Source organism: Sphingobium ummariense RL-3, from assembly GCF_000447205.1.
Lineage (GTDB): Bacteria > Pseudomonadota > Alphaproteobacteria > Sphingomonadales > Sphingomonadaceae > Sphingobium > Sphingobium ummariense.
This window is the reverse complement of record NZ_AUWY01000022.1, coordinates 69,183-87,263: the sequence shown is the minus strand read 5'-3', so window position 1 is coordinate 87,263 and position 18,081 is coordinate 69,183. Positions and strand designations below refer to the sequence as shown.

The window sequence follows — 18,081 nt, the reverse complement described above, 5'->3', positions numbered from 1 at the left end:
TTGCCTTCGAGGGTTAACGCAGCGAGCTGTCTTGTTCCCGCTGTAAACCCCACCGACGCTTTGCTTCTCGCTATTGACTACAGACGTAATCAGTGCGATTACAGCTGTAGATGAAATCCAGCGTGAGTCGGGACGGCGTGAGCGAGAAGATCAGCGAAGCGGAACTGGTGGTGATGGAGGCGCTGTGGGAGCATTCGCCACAGACTGCCAACGACGTCGCCGATCGCGTCGCTGGCGCGAGAGACTGGAGCGTGCAGACGGTAAAGACGCTTCTGTCCCGTCTCATGGCCAAGGAGGTGATCGCCGCCGACCAGGATGGCCGCCGCTTCCTTTATCGCCCGCTGATTGCGCGTGACGATTATGTCGCGAGCGAATCCGGTCGGCTGGTCAACCGCCTGTTCGGCGGCCGCGTCTCACCGCTGATCGCCCAGTTCGCGCAACAGGACCAGCTGACGGCGGAAGACATTGCTGAGCTTGAGGACATCCTGAAGGGATTGAAGTCATGAGCGTATGGATGGCCGAGACGCTGATCGCCACCACCTTGCTAATGGCGCTCGTGATGATGTTGCGGCGGCCGGTGGCGCGCTGGCTGGGGGCGGGCGCGGCCTATGCGCTCTGGCTGCTGCCGCTGGCGCGGATGCTGTTGCCGGTCATTCCGCGCGAAGTCGCCGACCCCTCGCCGTTGCAGGCCGCCGTCGACCAGGTCGGCCTGCCCATGCTGTTCGCGCCGGCTTCCGCTTCGCTGCCGGCAGCGGTGGAGTCGGCCCCCTCAATCCCCTGGCTGGAGATCGGTGTTGGCATATGGCTGCTGGGCACGCTTGCCTTCCTGGTCTTGCAGACGGTCGGATATGCTCGTTTCCGCGCCCAGATTCTGCTTGGATCGACCTTAGTCGGGGAGGAGGGGCGGCTGCGTATCGTCACCAGCCCGGCCGCTGCGGGCCCACTCGCCTTCGGCGTGCTGCGCCCGACGATCGTGCTGCCCGTCGATTTCGCCCTGCGCTACGACAGTCAGGAGCAGGAGATGGCGATCGCCCATGAGCGCGCCCATCATGAACGGGGTGATCTGGCTGCCAACATGGTGGCGCTGGGGCTGCTGGCGCTGCACTGGTGCAATCCGATCGCCTGGATCGCCTATCGCGCTTATCGGGCGGACCAGGAACTGGCCTGCGACGCCCGCGTGCTGGCGCTCTACGGCCAGGATCAGGCCCATGCCTATGGCCGCGCCATTTTGAAGGCGGCCGGTGGCCGCCCGGTCGCCGGCGCCTGTCATCTCACCCGACTTGCAACCCTGAAGGGGAGGCTCAAGATGCTGTCCACCCATGAAAGCTCTCTTCAGCGCATCAGCTGGGGAATGGCCGCCGTCGGCCTCGTTACCGCCACTGGCCTGGCTCTTACAGCGTCGGGCAGCCGCGCCGCGCAGCAAATGGCGGCCATTACCGAAAAGGTTGGCGATGTTGACTTCGCTCGCCTGAGCGACTTTGTCGCTCAGCCTGCCCAGGCCAGCTTGGCGGACGTACCGCAAGCGCCCGAGGCTCCTGCTGCCCCGGCCGCGCCTGCCGCGTCGAAGTTCGCCAAGGGCGACATCGCCATTCCGCCGGTTCCATCCGTCCCCGCAGCGCCGCCCGTACCCCCCGTCCCGGCCGTCGACATGGTGCCGCCCGTGCCGCCGATGCCACCGATCCCTCCTGTCTCGGTGCATAGCGAGAATGGCCGCATCACCGTGCGTCATCGCGATGGCCGGGTCGAAACCCATCGCATTCCGGATGCTGCTGAGATCGCGCGCCGGGTCCCGCAGGTAGACGTGCGCGAGGGCTGCGAGGGGGATGAGCCAGTTTCGCGGCGCGAGAGCGTGAACGCCGATGGCCGCCGCGTCATCCGGGTTCGGATCTGTCAGGCAGCGATCGAGAGCCAGGCGCGGGCTGCTGGACGCCAGGCGGAGCGTGCCGGCCGGATCGCCGAGGCCCAGGCACGTTCGGCGGAACGCATGGCAGAGCGAATCGCGGCGAATGCGGAGCGTAACGCCCGGCACAGCGAACGTTCTGCCCACATGGCTGCGCTGAACGGCCTGCGTACCTCCCGCGCGATGATCGCGCGTAACACTTCCATGCCAGAAAAGGCCCGCAGCGAAGCCCTGCACGACATCGATGAAGAGATCGCCGACATGCGCCGGGAATTGGACGGCCTCGACGATTGAGGTTGCTCTGGCCAGTTAGACCCTGACAATTTCCGGCAGGATCGCGTCGAGTAGCAGCATGCCCGCCGGTTCGACGTACAGTGCTGCCTGATCCTGCGACAAAAGGCCGAGCCGCCTCAGGCGCGCGATCGCATCGGTGTCCACGAGCTGCGCAGGCGGGAGGCCGGACAGGGCAGCAATGCGGTCGAGGTTGACGCCCTCTCGCAGGCGAAGCCCCATCAGCAGCGCTTCGCGCGCACGGTCCTCACCGCTCAACGCGTCCTCGCTCTGCAATCCGTGCCCGTTGCGCGCCAGGGCGCTCGTCCAGTTCTCCGGTTTCCTGTGCCGCAGCGTCGCCAATCCGCCGCGCCGGCCATGGGCGCCCGGCCCCACGCCGACATAGTCGCCATAGCGCCAGTAAGTGAGATTGTGCCGGCTTTCCTGACCGGGCCGGGCATGGTTGCTGATTTCATAGGCGGGAATGCCCGCCGCTGCCGTTATCCCCTGCGTCAGTTCGTAGAGGTCGGCGGCATGATCCGGATCGGCGGGCGTAAAATCACCCTTCGCCACGAGCGTAGCGAAGCGCGTGCCGGGCTCGATCGTAAGCTGGTAGAGCGACAGATGATCCGTCCCGAAGCCCAGCGCCTTTGTCAGCTCGGCCTCCCATTCCGCCTCGGTCTGTCCTGGGCGTGCATAGATGAGGTCGAAATTCACCCGTTCGAACACGGATTGCGCAACGTCCAGCGCTGCCAGCCCCTCGCCGACATCGTGCGCCCGTCCCAGGAAGTGCAGTGCGGTGTCGTCGAGCGCCTGCAGGCCCAGGGACACGCGGTTGACCCCTGCCGCTGCCAGGTCCGCGAAACGTGCTGCCTCTACCGAGCTGGGATTGGCCTCCAGTGTGATCTCGACATCGTTCGTCATCCGCCAGTGGTGGCCCGCCGCCTCGATCAGCGCGGCAACCGTGGAAGGCGGCATCAGCGAAGGCGTGCCGCCGCCGAAGAAGATGGAGGATAGAGGGCGCCCGCCGGTCAGTGCCGCCTCATGGGCGAGGTCGGCCAGCAGCGCGTCGCGCCACGCCCTCATGTCTACTTGCTCGCGCACATGGCTGTTGAAGTCGCAATAGGGGCATTTCGACACGCAGAATGGCCAATGCACGTAAAGTGCGATAGGATCGGCGGATGCTGATGGGGGCAGGGCGAATGGGGATGGCATGGGCGGGAGCTTCCGTAGACTGATCGGGGCCGCAGGGCCAGCGCTGGCGTTGCTGGCGGCAGGGCAGGCGATGGCGGCGGACTCGGTGCGAGCGGGTTCCTCCATGAGGCCTGCTGCCTACTATGGCATGGAAGAGGCAGAGCGATCGGACCGGCAGCTGCGTGATGCCATGCTGACGGCGCACAATGAGGAACGGGACGCCTGGAAACTGCCGCCGCTTGCCTGGGACGAGGCGCTGGCCTCAGATGCCGCGCGCTACGCGGCGCAGATGGCGCGCACCGGCGCCTTCCGTCATTCCGCCCGTACCATGCGCACCATACCCAGCGGCGAGAACATCTGGATGGGAGTTCGCGGTGTTTACAGCTATGCCATGATGGCCGACACCTTCCTGAAGGAAAGGGAGATGTTCCGTCCTGGCGAGAAACTGCCAGCCTTCAGCGTTACGAGCCGCTGGCAAGATGTCGGCCACTATACTCAGATGATCTGGCGTGGCACCCGGCAGGTCGGCTGCGCGCTCGGCGAGAGCGAGCAATTCGACTATCTGGTCTGCCGTTATTATCCGGCCGGTAATTCCTTCGGCAAGGGGCCGCTCGACGAAGATGCGCCGGCTTCCCCGCTGGATGGGTCGCAGCATGCCAGCGCTCCCGTCATGCCCGGCGGGAACTGACGGCGATCAGAACACCGCTGCTACCAGCTTTGCGAATGCGTCGGCGCGATGGCTCATCGCGTGTTTCTTCTCGGGCTCCATCTCGCCGAAACTGATCTCATGCCCCAGCGGCACGAACATCGGATCGTAGCCGAAGCCCTGATTTCCCCGCGGCGGCCAGACCAGCGTTCCGTCGACCCGGCCCTCGAACGCCTCGACATGGCCATCGGGCCAGGCGAGCGCCAGCACGCAGACGAAATGCGCGTCATGGCTGGCATCCGGCCCCTTGGCTTCGACCGCGTTCCACACGCGCCGCATCGCAAGGTCGAAATCGCGGCCTACCGTGCCTTGCTGCGGCTCTACCCCCGGCAATCCCGGATCGCCCAGCGCCCAGCGGGCGGAAAAGATGCCCGGATCGCCGTTCAGCGCATCTACGCACAGGCCGCTGTCGTCGGCCAGTGCAGGCAGGCCGGAAAGGTCCGCCGCCTGCATCGCCTTCAGCTCCGCATTGGCGATGAAGGTGGTGCCGGTCTCTTCCGGCTCCGGCAGGTCGAGCGCGGCGGCCGACACCGTCTCAATGCCGAAGGGGGCCAGCAGTTCCCCGATCTCCCGCACCTTGCCCGCATTGTGGCTGGCGATCACCAGCCGGCCGGGCGCCAGCTTGCGGATCGCCTGTTCCTGTCCGAAATCGTCCGACATCAATCGCCCTTTTCGTCATCCCGGCCTTGCGCCGGGATCCCGCTTTTCTTCACGTCAGTCAAAGGGAAGCGGGATGCCGGGTCAAGCCCGGCATGACGGCATTCCTTGTGATGACCGTTTACCGTCCCGTCGCCTTGTCCTGCGCCGCGAAGATCTTCGCACAGCCGATCCGCGCGAGCCGCAGCAGCCGCAGCAATTCTTCTTCGTCATAGGCGGCGCCCTCGGCGGTCGCCTGCACCTCGGCGAACTTGCCGTCGCCGGTCAGGATCAGGTTGGCGTCGGTTTCGGCGTTGCTGTCCTCCGCATAGTCGAGGTCGAGCACCGGCGTCCCCTCATAGATGCCGCAGCTGATCGCCGCGACCTTCTGGATGATCGGGTCTTCCGTCAGGGCGCCGCTTGCAAGCAGCTTGTCGATCGCGATGCGCAGCGCGACCCAACTGCCGGAAATGGCGGCGGTGCGGGTGCCGCCGTCCGCCTGGATCACATCGCAATCGATCACGATCTGACGCTCGCCGAGCTTCTTGAGATCTACGATGGTGCGCAGCGACCGGCCGATCAGGCGCTGGATCTCCTGGGTGCGACCCGACTGCTTGCCCTTGGCGGCCTCGCGCGATCCGCGCATATGGGTGGCACGGGGCAACATGCCATATTCGGCCGTCACCCAGCCCGACCCCTTGCCGCGCAGGAAGGGCGGCACCTTCTCCTCGACCGAAGCGGTGCAGAGCACGCGAGTGTCGCCGAAGCTGACGAGGCAGCTGCCTTCGGCGTGGATGGTGAAGCCGGGCTCCATGGTGATGTCGCGCATCTGGTCGGGCGCGCGGCCGGAAGGACGCATAAAATTCTAACTCCGAAGCGTTCAGGCGGTGGGGATTAGCGCCGGGTGCGGCGTCTTGCCAGTGGCAAGCCAGGAAAAGATGGATAAGAGAGACGATATGGGGATGCGGGCGATCATCATAGCGGCTGGTGCGGTAATGCTGGCGGGCTGCGTAACGGATCGGGAGGCGGAGCTGGAGCCGCCGCGCGCGCCGGGCGATGTCATCCGCTTCACCGCCGGCCCCTGCTTCGGCGCCTGCCCCAGCTACACGCTGCGCGTGACGCCGGACGGGTCGGGCTTGCTGGAGCCGCAGCGCTTCACCGCAGTGCCCGGACCGACCCGCTTTACCGTTACCCCGGTGCAATACCGCCGCCTGCGCACGCTCCTCGCGCCCTATCGTCCGGCTACCGGCACGGAGCGGCGCATTGCCAATGGCGAGAATTGCGTGCGCTTCGCCACCGACATGCCCGGCTACACCGTCGAATGGGCGCGGGGCGCGGGGAAGCCGACCCGGCTGGAGTTCCAGTCGGGCTGCATGGACGCGCGCTATGCCAGGCTGCGCACCGCCATCGCCGCGATACCCAAGCTGCTCGATATCGAGCCGATGCTGAAGCAGTCGGTCAAAGGGTGACTTCCTTCCAGAGGCCTTGTCCTTCCAGCTTGAGCAACGCCGCCCTCTCCCCTAGATAAGCGGCATGGCGGTCACCCCGATCTCCGAGCTCAACGAACGCGCGCGCGACGTCTTCCGGCTGGTGGTGGAAAGCTATCTGCTGACCGGTCAGCCGGTGGGTTCGCGTACGATCAGCCGCCTGCCTACGCTCAGCCTCTCACCAGCATCGATCCGCAACGTGATGCAGGATCTGGAGGAGCTGGGGCTGCTCGCCGCGCCGCACACTTCGGCAGGACGGATGCCCACCGAAACCGGGCTGCGCCTGTTTGTAGACGGCATGATGCAGGCCGCCGAGCCCTCGGTCGAGGAGCGCCGCGCGATCGAGGCCGGCTTGGCGGAAGGCGGCCCGATTGAGGAGGCGCTCTCCGCCGCCACCGCCGCGCTTTCGGGCTTGTCGGCCTGTGCGGGTATTGTAATGGTTCCCAAGCGCGAGCCCATGCTGCGGCAGTTCGGATTCGTGCCTCTCAACGATCGGCAGGCGCTCGCCGTGCTGGTGGGGCAGGACGGATCGGTCGAGAACCGGGTGCTCGACCTGCCCGACGGCGTTACCCCTTCCATGCTGCATGAGGCTGCGAACTTCATGTCGGCGCGTTTCGGCGGCCTCACCCTGCGCGAAGCGAACGAGGCGTTGCGGCGCGAGCTGGAGGCGGAACGCGGCGCACTGGACGGAGCAGCGCGCGACCTTGTGGCGCGGGGCATCGCGATCTGGTCGCACGACGCGGACGACCGCCCGGTGTTGATCGTGCGCGGCCAGTCGCATCTGCTGGACGACGGCACCGCCGCCGACCTGGAGCGTGTAAGGCTGCTGCTGGAGCAGCTCGAGAGCAAGCAGGAGATTCTGGGCCTTCTGCAGGGGGCTCTGGCGGGGAACGCGACCAAAATCTTCATCGGCTCGGAAAACAAGCTCTTTTCCCTGTCGGGTTCTTCGGTCATAGCCGCGCCTTACCGGGGCGGTGACGGCCGGGTAGTGGGCGTGGTCGGCGTGATCGGCCCTACACGCTTGAACTATGCGCGGGTGATCCCCATGGTGGACTTCACTGCGCAGACGCTGTCGAGATTGATGAGATGAGCGAAGACACCAAGAATATCGAGAACACCGAAGTCGTGGACCAGCTTCCGGAGGACGAGGCGCCCGCGGGCGACCCCGTGGCCGAACGCATCGCGACGCTGGAGAACGATCTGGCCGCGGCGAAGCAGGACGTGCTTTACGCCCATGCCGAGACGCAGAATGTGCGCCGTCGTCTGGAAAAGGAGCTGGCCGATGCCCGCGCCTATGCCTCGACCTCCTTCGCGCGCGACATGCTGTCGGTCGCCGACAACCTCTCCCGCGCGCTGTCGGCGATCCCCGCCGATCTGCGCGAGGACGAGAAGTTCAAGGGGCTGGTGACGGGCCTAGAAGCGACCGGGCGCGAACTCGAGGCCGTGTTCGGCCGCAACGGCATCGCGAAGCTGGAGTCGGTCGGCCAGCCGCTCGACCCGAACAAGCACCAGGCGATGATGGAAGTCCCCTCCGCCGATGCCGAACCGGGCACGATCCTGGTCGAGATGCAGGCAGGCTACACCATCAAGGACCGCCTGCTGCGCCCGGCGCTGGTCAGCGTGGCGAAGAAGCCGGAATAAGCTCTCTTCTCCGTTCGGGCCGAGTCTGTCGAAGCCCCGTTCTTTCCTTGAAGAAGTGCAGCCGTTGGCTTCGCCGACCTACGGTTCGACAGGCTCAGGGCGAACGGGGATTTTCACGTGCGCCACGATCTCAACCTCACCATCGATCGCCCGACATTCGTCACCCACCTCGAATGCTCGCTGACCGGCGAGCGCTATGAGGCAGACCGGTTGCACGGCCTCTCGGCGGCGGGCAAGCCCTTGCTCGTGCGCTACGACCTCGACGGCGTGAAGGCCGCGCTGACGAAGGACGCGCTGGCCGCCCGGCCGATGGATCTATGGCGCTGGCGCGAACTGCTGCCGGTTCGCCACACGAAGAATATCGTCAGCCTCGGCGAGCAGGCGACGCCGCTCATCCCCCTGCCGCGCACCGCGGCGCGTATCGGTGGCTCGGGCACGCTGCTCGCCAAGGATGAAGGGCGCCTGCCTACCGCCTCGTTCAAGGCGCGCGGGCTGGTGATGGCGGTTTCCATGGCGAAGGAACTAGGCGTGACTCAGGTCGCCATGCCCACCAACGGCAATGCGGGCGCGGCGCTGGCCGCCTATGCGGCGGTGGCGGGCATGGAGGCGATCATCTTCTGCCCCGCCGACACGCCGGAGGTGAACGTGCGGGAGATCGCGGCGCAGGGCGCTCGCGTCTATCGCGTCAACGGCCTGATCGACGATTGCGGAGCGATCGTGGGCGAAGGCGCGAAGCAGCGGGGCTGGTTCGATTTCTCGACGCTCAAGGAGCCCTATCGGATCGAAGGCAAGAAGACGATGGGGCTGGAGCTGGCCGAGCAGCTCGGCTGGGAGCTGCCCGACGCGATCTTCTATCCCACCGGCGGCGGCACCGGGCTGATCGGCATGTGGAAGGCGTTCGACGAGCTGGAGAAGATCGGCTTCATCGGATCGAAGCGCCCCAAGATGTTTGCGGTGCAGGCGGAAGGCTGCGCACCGATGGTCCGCGCCTTCGAGGCAGGGGAGGAGTTCGCGCCGCGCTGGGAGAATGCCCACACCATCGCATCGGGTATTCGCGTGCCGCGTGCGGTCGGCGACTTCCTGATCCTGCGCGCGGTGCGGGAAAGCGGCGGTGCGGCGCTCGCGGTCTCGGACGAGGCCATCGCGGCCGCGGTCCGCGACGTCGCCCGGGACGACGGGCTGCTGATGTGCCCGGAGGGCGGGGCGACCCTTGCGGCCTATCAGCGGGCACTGGACGAGGGGCTGATCGCCCGCGACGCGCGGGTCGTGCTGTTCAATTGCGCCAGCGGCCTCAAATATCCGCTGGAGGACCAGTCCCGTACCCTCGATCGCCACGCGCCGATCGACTTCGCGGCGCTTTAGCTCCTTTCGCCCCTCCTTCAGGGGAGGGGCTGCTCACCACGCGCTTGAGATATAAAAAGATATATCTTATCCCTTGCGCGATCAGAACATAAGATATATCTAAATGCATCATGACACATATGAAAGGTGCAATGATGCATTTCCATTCCCACCATCTCCATGGCCGCTGCGGTCATGGACAGGGCGACCACGCCCGCTTCTTCGGTCCCGGCTTCATGGAACGGGGCGGCGGTTTTGGCCGCGGCTTCGGCGGCCCCATGGGCGGCGGCCGGCACGGAGGGCCGGGCGGAGGACGGCGCAAGCTGTTTACCAATGACGCGCTCCAGCTCATCCTGCTGAAGCTGATCGCTGACGTGCCCCGCCATGGCTACGATCTGATCCGCGAGATCGAGGCGCTCTCGGGCGAGATCTACGCTCCCAGCCCGGGCGTCGTCTATCCGACGCTGACCCTGCTGGCTGACATGGGGCTGATTGCCGAGCAGCCGGGCGAGGGCAGCCGTAAGCTGTTCGCGATCACCGATGCGGGCACCGCCCATCTCGCCGAACAGGCCGAGGCCGTTACAGAAGCCATGGATCGCCTGGCTTCGCTCGCGAGCAAGGCGGAGCGCACCGACGGAGCGCCGGTGCGCCGGGCGATGCACAATCTGGGTCTGGCCGTGCGTGCGCGCCTGGAGAAGGAAGGTGCCGATGCCGACACGATGTTCGACGTCGCGGCCCTGATCGACGAGGCGGCGCGCAGGATCGAAAGGCTTTGACCATGGCGATCGTCGCAACGGTGCCCACGGCGCATGCCAGCCGCTACCTCCAGCAGCTTTGCAAACATTGGGGGCACAAGTTCGAGACGGCGTTCGACGCGGAAGAGGGGTGGATCGGCTTCCCTATGGGGCCGATCCTCCTCAAGGCCGACGCAGAAGCGTTGACCGTCAGGCTGGAACCCAAAGCGGATGCCGACGTCGGTCGCTTCAAGCAGGTCGTCGCCGAGCATCTGGACCGCTTCGCCTTCCGTGAGGCGCCGCTCCCGTTCGACTGGGCAGAGGGCTAGTTTCCGTTCAGCGGTCGTTCGCCGCAACGGCCAGCGCCCGCATCCGGTCGGCGTCGGGCCAGCGATAGCGCAGCGGGCGATAGTTCTGGGTCCGCCACCACGGCTCGGCGACCTGGAACAGCCCCTTCTCTTCCGCCCGGCGTCCCAGATCCTTGCGGGCCGTGACCGCTGCCAGAACCGGCGCGAGGAAGAGGCCGAGCACCACCGGGACCATCCAGCCGAAGGAAGTGCCCGAGGCCAGCGCCAGGGCGGTGAGGCCGGCGCCCAGCAGGATATGCCATTTGAACAGCCAGATGGCGCTGGTTATCGCCATGCCGTCGCGATCGCGGGTCTGCCCGTTCCAGGACGCCTTTCGGCCCATCATGATGCTGAACAGGTTGATGGTCTGGGTCAGCATGCTGACCGGCGCCATCAGGATCGACAGGCCTATATCGGCGAAGACACCGCGCAGCATCCGGGCCGCGCCGCCGAAGCCGATGCGCCGCGCGGGATCCGCCATGGCCCAGGCCACGGCCAGGAACTTGGGACCGAAGAGCAGCACCGCCGTCAGCCCGAGCAGGCTGCCCGACGGCAGGATCGCGGCGGGGGGCCAGAGTCCTGCCAGCGCGCCGCCCAGCACGACCAGCATCAGCAGCAGCCACAATGGCGAGGTGCAGTAGGCCGACGCGCCCACGAACAGCTGGAAGCGGCTGACGGGGTGCATGCCGGCGATCTTCGCGATCAGCGGGACGTGCTGGATATTGCCCTGGCACCAGCGCCGGTCGCGGGTGAAGAGATCGGGCATCGAGGGCGGGAACTCCTCGAAGCTGTCGTCGGCCGTCACCATGTGCACGTCCCAGCCGCGGCGGCGAAGCAGCGCGGCCTCCAGCATGTCGTGGCTGAGGATATGGCCGCCGAAGGGCGCCCGTCCGGGCAGTTCGGGCAGGCCGCAGCTCTGGGCGAAGGCGCGCACGCGCACGATTGCGTTATGGCCCCAGAACATGCCTTCCGACCCGGCCCACCAGATCATGCCGGCGGCCGAGATCGGGCCGAAGAGGCGGCTGGCGAACTGCTGCCAGCGGGCGAACAGGGTGGCGGCGCCGACCACCGTCGGCACCGTCTGGATGAGGCCGACATGCGGGTGCAGCTCCATATCGACGGCGAGCCGCGCCATGGTCTGCCCGCTCATGATGCTGTCGGCGTCGAGCACGATCATATGGTCGTAGGCGCCGCCGAAGCGCTGCACCCATTCGGCGATGTTGCCGGGCTTGCGACCGATGTTCAGTGCGCGGCGGCGATAGTGGACAGGGCGGGAGAAGGCCTGCCGCATCTCGAGATAGGCTTGCCGCTCGGTCTCGCCATTCTCGGCGTTGGAGTCGCTCAGGATGAAGAATTCGAAGCGCTCCTTGCCCATCACCTGGTCGAGCGAGCGCTCCATGATGGAGACGCGGCCCAGCACTTCCAGGAAATCCTCGTTGCAGACGGGCAGCAGGATAGCGGTGCGGCCCTGCAGCGGGCGGCTGGCGTGGAGCGCTGCGGGGCGAATGCCCTTGCGGCGGGAGACGGTCAGCAGGAGGAAGCCGATCAGGCTGGTGGCGAAGCCGAAGGCGATCCACGCGAAGAGCGGGATGAAAAGAGCGAGATAGACCCCTTCCCAGAAGGAGATGCCGTCGAGGCCGATCGAGCGGCGCATCTCATGCGCGGCCATCGACGCGGGGAGCAGGGCGAGCAGCACGACCAGCAGGCGGCGGGCCCACAGGTCGATGTTGAACCGGCGTCGCACCAGCACCTCCGGCCGCGTGCCGAAATCCTGCACCGGCATCGCCAGCGGCGCTTCCGGCGGCACCTTTTCGAAGGCGCGGGGCGCTGGTTCCATGTCAGCCATGGAGGTGCGAATACCCTTGAACGTCGTCATTGTTAACCCGCCGTCGTCTGACCCGAACGCTCGAACGGTTCGCGAGCGTCACGGTTCCGTTCATGCGCCCAGCGGGTAATGAACATATTCGCTGAACGCGCGATTGCCGGAGCGCAGTTGCAGGCGGATATCGGACGAAGCGTTGCCCTGGCGCCGGAGATCGAGCACCACGCGGAAGAGACCCGCCTTGCCGAGCACGGGATAGCCGGCCTTCGTTTCCAGAGTAGCGCCCTTGAGGTCGACCCAGATTTCGGGTTTTTCGGTACCCGGCAGGCCGGCGAAATCCACCACCAGCTTGTCGGCGCCGGGCTGCTCGCCGCGCCCGCGCCAGACATTGTCGACGATGGCGAGGCTGCTGGCGGCGGGGGAGCGGGCGGAATCCCAGACGAGGCGATAGGCGGCATCGATCCGTATGCCGGGAGCCGGCGCGGCAGAAGGGGTCCAGTAGGCCGCGACATTGTCGGTATATTCGCTGTCGGTCGGAAAGGTGTAGAGCCGCACCTCGCCTGCGCCCAGCGGCTGCGTCGGCGTTGCCCAGAGCGACGGACGGCGGTCGTAGAACACGCCATCGTCCTGATAATGGTCAAAATCGCGGTCGCGCTGGAGCAGGCCGAAGCCGCGCGCGCTTGGCTCCGCGAACACGTCGACGCGCGGCGCGGAAGGGTTCACCAGCGGGCGGGCATGAACGGTGCCGTCGCTGCCGGCGAAGGCGAGCATGTCGGAATCGTGGATTTCCGGGCGCCAGTCGGTCGCCTTGTCGCGGTGCGCCTGGTCGTACCAGAACATGCTGGTCATCGGCATCAGCCCGAGTTCGGGGATCGCGCGGCGGGGGAAGAGGGCGGCGGTCACCTCCTGCGTCACGCCCTGGGGACTGAGGCTGTTGTCGAAGCGGAAGGCGCCGGTGACCGATGCGCCGTCGAGCAGCGCATAGACCCGCACGCCATGGTCGCCCGTCCGCTCCAGCCAGAAATGGGTGAAGCGGGGAAACTCCTCCTTGCCCAGGCTGGTGTTGATCGCGACGGCGCGGGCCGACAGGCCGAACTGCTTCTGTGCGCCCGCCGCGCGGAAATAGCTGGCGCCCAGGAAAGACAGCCAGTCCGCGTCGCGCGCCGCGTTCATGATGCGGAAGCCGGCAAAGCCCGCATCGGGGCCGAGCTGCGTGACGGCATTGCCCGCCGGGGCGTCGAACAGCGTCGGGTCGTAGGGAAAGGGCCTTTCCCGCCCGCCTTCCAGGAGAGCGATGCTGACGGGCTGGGCCGCGTTGGCACTGAGCGGAAAGAAGCGGATGCCGGTGTCGCCGGGAAGATCGCCCCAAAGCGTGCGGTCCTCGCGGAAGCGGGCCGCGTGGAGTGCGTCATAGTCGACCGCGGCGGCGCCGGGATGCGGCGGCGTTTCCGCGAATCGGCTGCGAGAGAGGCGCTCGGCGCGCTGGACGAGGGCGCTCCACGAGAAGGCGGCGCGGCTCTGGCCGAAGGCGGGCCGCGTCAGGAGCAGCGCGGCACTGGAGGCGGCCAGCATGGCCCGCCGGTCGATCGTCGTCATAAAGCCATGATGGGGCTTACCGCCCGCATTGCAAGCCCGGCGGATGTCCGGGACTGGCGCATTACGACGCGCCGGCAGCGCGCCACGGCGAAGTTCACAGTGTCGTCGGGTTTTTCGGGCGGAAAGTAACGGAAAGGTCCCTGCGAGGCGACAGCTACGCGACAGCGGCGCGCCACCGAAGCGACAGTTGGGTAACGGGAAGGTCACAGCGACGCGACAGTGAGGCGACAGCTGGGGAGTGGAAAAGTGGCCGGGCGGCGGATGCTGGCCATGGCCCTGGCAAGTGGCGGGATGCGGCTCCATCGCCATGGTAAACCACGGGAAATCCAACATTGGAAGGATGGATGTGCGGTGCGGCTCTACAGGGGCGCAACCGATACTGGGTTGGGCCGAGGTCAAGATGGGTGGTTTGCGGAAAGTCCGGTTTTGAGTTGAGGATGCGACTATGCGGACTTAGGTTCGTGTGATGCCTCTGGACTATCTGCACCTCTGGCCTGACCAGCCCATGCCCCAGATGGCCTCTAAGCCCTACCGAGCAGTCTTGGTTGCTGAACAGGCCGTGAGCAAGGTTTGGCGTGAGGAAGTAGTCAAATGGCTCGTAGGCAGCGGTTGCCTATACTTTGTCGCTTGGGGCATAGTTTGCGAGGAATGGCACGATGCCGTGGATTGGGCCGTCTTAGAGGCTTTCGACTTTGGAGAGATACCGGACGACAAGTTTGTTATGACGACGTGGCATGACAAAGAACCACTGTCAGAGGCGCTATGGTTTGCTGAGAACTGTGCTTCTCATCCCGATGTGGACCTTGCAGACACGGTAGTCGTGCATGTCTCGCTCAGCGAACGTAGAGCGGCCATGTTAGAGCTTTACCACGACAGCCAAGACATAGAGGACGACACCTAACGCCCGGTTTCTGGCGTCATCGGCCAAGGCGTAAACGGCCGCAAAATGGTCGCTTCGCGCCAGGCAGCTATCCTGCCCAGGAACGGACAAACCGCTATCGGGACAGCCGGGCGCCGGACGGCTTGGCGAACGGCGATAGAGGGTGGTTAGGGGGCAGGGCAAAGGTATCCTGAATCTCCCACTGCCTTAATGAAAGCGCGCCCTCAGCCAATCTATACGTTGCAGCGCTTCTGCCTCCGCCGTTTCGAGAGTATCATATATTCCGCAATCTGGCCCTAGCGGACCCCAACCATAGTCAGGTCCGGTTGAAACCGTGAGGTCAGCCCATTGCATGCGGAAGGTGAAATTACCATCAGACCGGCGGCAAAGAACCACGCGCTGATCGCCCTCCGGACTTTCAAAAGTGGTAAGCCTGACTTCCATTTGCCCCGGATGCCATCATCAGCGGCTGTCCGCAATTGGACGCTTCTTTGAATTGCTCTAATGGCAACAAATGGGTCGTCACAGGACATCCGCCCAATTCCCCGCCGGATCCCGAACAGGACGAAGCCTCCGCCCGGGGGGACGGAGGCTTCTGGTTTTGGTCGTTCGATCGAAGGTTCGACCCCGGACACGGTGGGGACTGTTGATGTGCCTGGGGACGGATGGCCGGCTGGCGGTGACCAAGACCTCAGCCGGCCAATAGGGTGTGACCCGGGATTAGCGGATCAGGTTCAGCACGCCCTGCTGGCTCTGGTTCGCCTGGGCGAGCATCGCGGTCGACGCCTGGCTCAGGATCTGCTGCTTGGCGAGCGCGGTCGTTTCGGCCGAGAAGTCGGCGTCCTCGATGCGGCTGCGGGCGTCGGTCAGGTTGGTGATGTTGCTCGTCAGGTTGTTGACCGTCGATTCGAGGCGGTTCTGCACGGCGCCGAGGTTGGCGCGGGTCGTGGAGATCGTGTCGAGTGCGGTGTCGAACAGCGCGAGGTCGGCCGAGGAGAAGGCGACGTCGGTCACGTCGACGGCCGAGGCGGTCGCACCGGCGACGGCGGTGATGTCGGCCGAGCCGGCCAGGTCGTCGAGGGTGATCGTGACCGAGTCCGAGGCGTTGGCGCCGGCCTGGATCGCCACCGAAGCGGTCGAGCCGTCGAACAGCTTGATGCCGTTGAACGAGGAGTTCGTCAGCGTGTCGGTGATCTGGGTCGAGAGCTGGTCCATTTCCGACTTGATGTTGGCCTTCGCCTTGTCGTCATTGGTGCCGTTCAGCGCCTGGACGGCCAGTTCACGCATGCGCTGCACCATGTTGGACACTTCGCCGAGCGCGCCTTCGGCGGTCTGCGCCAGGCTGATGCCGTCATTGGCGTTGCGCACGCCCTGGGTCATGCCGCGGATCTGGGCGGTCATGGTGGACGCGATGGCGAGGCCGGCGGCGTCGTCCTTCGCGGAGTTGATGCGCTTGCCGGTCGACAGGCGCTCCATCGACGTGCTCAGCGACTTGCTGGCCATCGACGAGGCGTTGGCGGCCCGCAGCGCCGAAGAGTTGGTTCCGATAACAGTCATGATATTCCCTTTCCATTCAACATCAGGTCGCTGCCATCAGGGCGCTTGCGGCCTCGTTGGGGCATAACGGCGGGCGGCAGATCGGCTTTAGCGGCGAGGCATGTTTTTTCCGCCCGGAAGGGTGCGCGGCGGGCTCCCTACGCGCGCGCGGAAAAAGGAAGCGGGAAAATCGTGGATTTGCGGGCGGAAAAAAATTGCCGCGTCCGGCAAGCGCGGAACAGCGTTAACCATCCGATAACCACATCGGGTTAGATTTCCCTCATCGAAGGGGTCAGGGGCGTGCGGGGGCACAATCCGGCCGGATCATTGGGGACAGTTTCATGTCATCGCTTGACGTGAGCCGAGGAGTCTGCGCGCTCGTTCCGGGGCTGCAGCACTGGCTTGAAAATGCCTTCTACACGGTGCGCATCGTCGATGCGGCGAGCCCGCGCGAGCGGGAGGACCGCCGCGTGCTGCTGGCGACCGAGATCGCCCATGCCACCCATCGCGACATCCTGATCCACTGCCATGCCGACGCGCCGTCGCTGGTGCCGGCGGCCAACGGGCTGCCTGCCCGCGTCGCCTTCGCGCTGGAGGACATGGGCTTCGCCTTCGCGCTGATCGCCGAGCTGGCGCGCCCGGCCTGCATCCCCGCGGTGGGCGACGCCGGCAGCGCCCGCCTGATGACGCTGGCGGGCCGCGTGGCGCGCAGCGACGCGACCGTGCTGATCCAAGGCGACACCGGCACCGGCAAGGAAGGCATGGCGCGCTTCCTGCACGCCCAGTCGGGCCGGGCGAACCGCGACTTCATCGCCGTCAACTGCGCGGCGCTGCCGGAAACGATGATGGAAGCGATGCTGTTCGGCCATCGCAAGGGCAGCTTCACCGGCGCGGTGAACGCATCGGAAGGCCTGTTCCTGGCGGCCGACGGCGGCACGCTGTTCCTCGACGAGATCGCCGAGCTGCCGCTCGCGCTGCAGGCCAAGCTGCTGCGCGCGCTGCAGGAGGGCGAGGTGCTGCCGGTGGGCGCGACCCATCCGGTGCCGGTCAATGTCCGCGTCATCGCAGCCTGCAACCGCAACCTGGCCGAGGAATGCGCCGCAGGGCGTTTCCGCGAGGATCTCTACTGGCGGCTCAACGTCATGCCGCTGGAGCTGCGCCCGCTGGCCGAGCGTCCGGGCGACGTCGCCGCGATCGCCGCCGCGATGCTGCTGCGCTTGTCGGACATGGCGAAGGACGCCTTCGTCTGGCCGACCGCGGCGGCGCTCGACAAGCTGTCGGACCACGCCTGGCCGGGCAATGCCCGCGAGCTGGGCAATGTGCTGCAGCGCGCGCTGGTGCTGCGCGAAGGCGACCGCATCGAGGCCGCCGACCTGCACATGGCCGGCGCGCCGCAGCCGCTGCGCATCGTTGCCCCGACGCCGGCGCCCGCGCCCGCCGAGCCCGTCCGGCTGCGCGACGTGGCGCGCCAGTCGAAGCTGGAGGCGATCCGCACCGCCCTGCGCGAAACCGACGGCCACCGCGCCGCCGCCGCGCGCAAGCTGGGCATTTCCGAACGTACGCTGCGCTACCGGCTCGCCGAGATGCGCGAGCTGGCCGCGGCCTGAGCGAAGGGAGCTAGACCATGGCAGTCAACGGCATTTCCCCCGCCGACAGCGTGATGGCGATCCGCAACGCCATCCTGCAGAAGAACGCGGCCCTGCGCGACGTCGCATCGACCGGAGCGCCGGCCGGTCCGGCCGGCACCGGCGCGGCCGAGGGCACGCAGCCCGGCGGCTTCACCCAGGCGCTCAACGACGCGCTGAAGCAGGTCAACGGCCTGCAGAACCAGGCGGGCGAGGCCGCCGCCGCGTTCGAGCGCGGCGAAACCACCGATATCGCCGCCGTCATGCTGGCCAAGCAGCAGGCGTCGGTCAGCTTCGAAGCGACCCTCCAGGTCCGCAACAAACTCCTGTCCGCCTACAAGGACATCATGAGCATGCCGGTGTAAT

The 18,081-nt window shown here is 66.4% G+C and carries 18 protein-coding genes; 12 read left to right on the top strand and 6 right to left on the bottom strand.

Features of this window, described 5'->3' with window-relative positions; translation table 11 throughout:
* Positions 1-137 precede the first annotated feature (137 nt).
* Together M529_RS26770 and M529_RS26765 are read left to right on the top strand one after the other, a co-directional pair.
* Entirely contained in the window at positions 138-506 is a 369-nt protein-coding gene (locus M529_RS26770) for a BlaI/MecI/CopY family transcriptional regulator (RefSeq protein WP_031294123.1), read from the top strand.
* A complete protein-coding gene (locus tag M529_RS26765) occupies positions 503-2,194 on the top strand; it encodes a M56 family metallopeptidase (protein ID WP_021316362.1) in 1,692 nt (563 codons plus the stop codon). Before M529_RS26770 ends, M529_RS26765 begins: the two co-directional genes overlap by 4 nt.
* Before the next feature lie 15 nt (positions 2,195-2,209).
* Here the strand turns inward: M529_RS26765 and hemW are convergent, their stop codons facing one another.
* Positions 2,210-3,385 carry a radical SAM family heme chaperone HemW gene (gene hemW, locus M529_RS26760; protein ID WP_031294121.1) on the bottom strand — a complete coding sequence of 392 codons (1,176 nt, stop codon included), beginning with the start codon at positions 3,383-3,385 and terminating at the stop codon, positions 2,210-2,212.
* 103 nt (positions 3,386-3,488) lie between these two features.
* Here hemW and M529_RS0124025 point away from each other — a divergent pair, with 103 nt between their 5' ends.
* Positions 3,489-4,052 carry a CAP domain-containing protein gene (locus tag M529_RS0124025; protein ID WP_051184005.1) on the top strand — a complete coding sequence of 188 codons (564 nt, stop codon included), beginning with the start codon at positions 3,489-3,491 and terminating at the stop codon, positions 4,050-4,052.
* A 6-nt stretch (positions 4,053-4,058) separates the two neighbouring features.
* Here the strand turns inward: M529_RS0124025 and rdgB are convergent, their stop codons facing one another.
* A complete protein-coding gene (gene rdgB / locus M529_RS26755; protein ID WP_021316359.1) occupies positions 4,059-4,730 on the bottom strand; it encodes an RdgB/HAM1 family non-canonical purine NTP pyrophosphatase in 672 nt (223 codons plus the stop codon).
* A 118-nt stretch (positions 4,731-4,848) separates the two neighbouring features.
* Positions 4,849-5,565, bottom strand: coding sequence for a ribonuclease PH (rph, locus tag M529_RS26750; protein WP_021316358.1), 717 nt, complete (start codon positions 5,563-5,565; stop codon positions 4,849-4,851).
* Positions 5,566-5,644: 79 nt separating this feature from the next.
* On the opposite strand from rph, the gene M529_RS26745 reads away from it, so the two are divergent.
* The 6 genes from M529_RS26745 (at position 5,645) to M529_RS26720 (ending at position 10,238) form a co-directional block, all read left to right on the top strand.
* The gene (locus tag M529_RS26745; protein WP_236617631.1) at positions 5,645-6,175 is read left to right on the top strand and encodes a DUF6438 domain-containing protein; all 531 of its coding nucleotides are present in this window, start codon (positions 5,645-5,647) and stop codon (positions 6,173-6,175) included.
* A gap of 64 nt (positions 6,176-6,239) precedes the next feature.
* Entirely contained in the window at positions 6,240-7,283 is a 1,044-nt protein-coding gene (hrcA, locus tag M529_RS26740) for a heat-inducible transcriptional repressor HrcA (protein WP_021316356.1), read from the top strand.
* Positions 7,280-7,834 (top strand): nucleotide exchange factor GrpE, encoded by a 555-nt coding sequence (gene grpE, locus M529_RS26735; RefSeq protein WP_021316355.1) that lies wholly within the window; start codon positions 7,280-7,282, stop codon positions 7,832-7,834. Before hrcA ends, grpE begins: the two co-directional genes overlap by 4 nt.
* A 117-nt stretch (positions 7,835-7,951) precedes the next feature.
* Positions 7,952-9,196 (top strand): threonine synthase, encoded by a 1,245-nt coding sequence (locus M529_RS26730; protein ID WP_021316354.1) that lies wholly within the window; start codon positions 7,952-7,954, stop codon positions 9,194-9,196.
* Between the two features lie 131 nt (positions 9,197-9,327).
* Positions 9,328-9,951, top strand: a complete 624-nt coding sequence (locus M529_RS26725; protein ID WP_021316353.1) for a PadR family transcriptional regulator — start codon at positions 9,328-9,330, stop codon at positions 9,949-9,951.
* Between the two features lie 2 nt (positions 9,952-9,953).
* On the top strand, positions 9,954-10,238 hold the full coding sequence (locus M529_RS26720; protein ID WP_021316352.1) for a DUF2218 domain-containing protein: 285 nt from the start codon (positions 9,954-9,956) through the stop codon (positions 10,236-10,238).
* Between the two features lie 7 nt (positions 10,239-10,245).
* On the opposite strand, the gene mdoH is transcribed toward M529_RS26720, so the two are convergent.
* Together mdoH and M529_RS26710 are read right to left on the bottom strand one after the other, a co-directional pair.
* A complete protein-coding gene (gene mdoH, locus M529_RS26715; protein WP_021316351.1) occupies positions 10,246-12,132 on the bottom strand; it encodes a glucans biosynthesis glucosyltransferase MdoH in 1,887 nt (628 codons plus the stop codon).
* Between the two features lie 60 nt (positions 12,133-12,192).
* The gene (locus tag M529_RS26710) at positions 12,193-13,674 is read right to left on the bottom strand and encodes a glucan biosynthesis protein (RefSeq protein WP_021316350.1); all 1,482 of its coding nucleotides are present in this window, start codon (positions 13,672-13,674) and stop codon (positions 12,193-12,195) included.
* Positions 13,675-14,140: 466 nt separating this feature from the next.
* Here M529_RS26710 and M529_RS26705 point away from each other — a divergent pair, with 466 nt between their 5' ends.
* Entirely contained in the window at positions 14,141-14,575 is a 435-nt protein-coding gene (locus M529_RS26705; protein WP_021316349.1) for a DUF7684 family protein, read from the top strand.
* A 699-nt stretch (positions 14,576-15,274) separates the two neighbouring features.
* On the opposite strand, the gene M529_RS26700 is transcribed toward M529_RS26705, so the two are convergent.
* The gene (locus M529_RS26700; protein ID WP_021316348.1) at positions 15,275-16,111 is read right to left on the bottom strand and encodes a flagellin N-terminal helical domain-containing protein; all 837 of its coding nucleotides are present in this window, start codon (positions 16,109-16,111) and stop codon (positions 15,275-15,277) included.
* Positions 16,112-16,431: 320 nt separating this feature from the next.
* Here M529_RS26700 and M529_RS26695 point away from each other — a divergent pair, with 320 nt between their 5' ends.
* Both M529_RS26695 and fliE read left to right on the top strand, forming a co-directional pair.
* Entirely contained in the window at positions 16,432-17,697 is a 1,266-nt protein-coding gene (locus tag M529_RS26695; protein ID WP_021316347.1) for a sigma-54 interaction domain-containing protein, read from the top strand.
* 17 nt (positions 17,698-17,714) lie between these two features.
* Positions 17,715-18,080: a flagellar hook-basal body complex protein FliE gene (gene fliE / locus M529_RS26690; RefSeq protein ID WP_021316346.1), complete on the top strand. Its 366-nt coding sequence runs from the start codon at positions 17,715-17,717 to the stop codon at positions 18,078-18,080.
* Position 18,081: the final 1 nt, after the last annotated feature.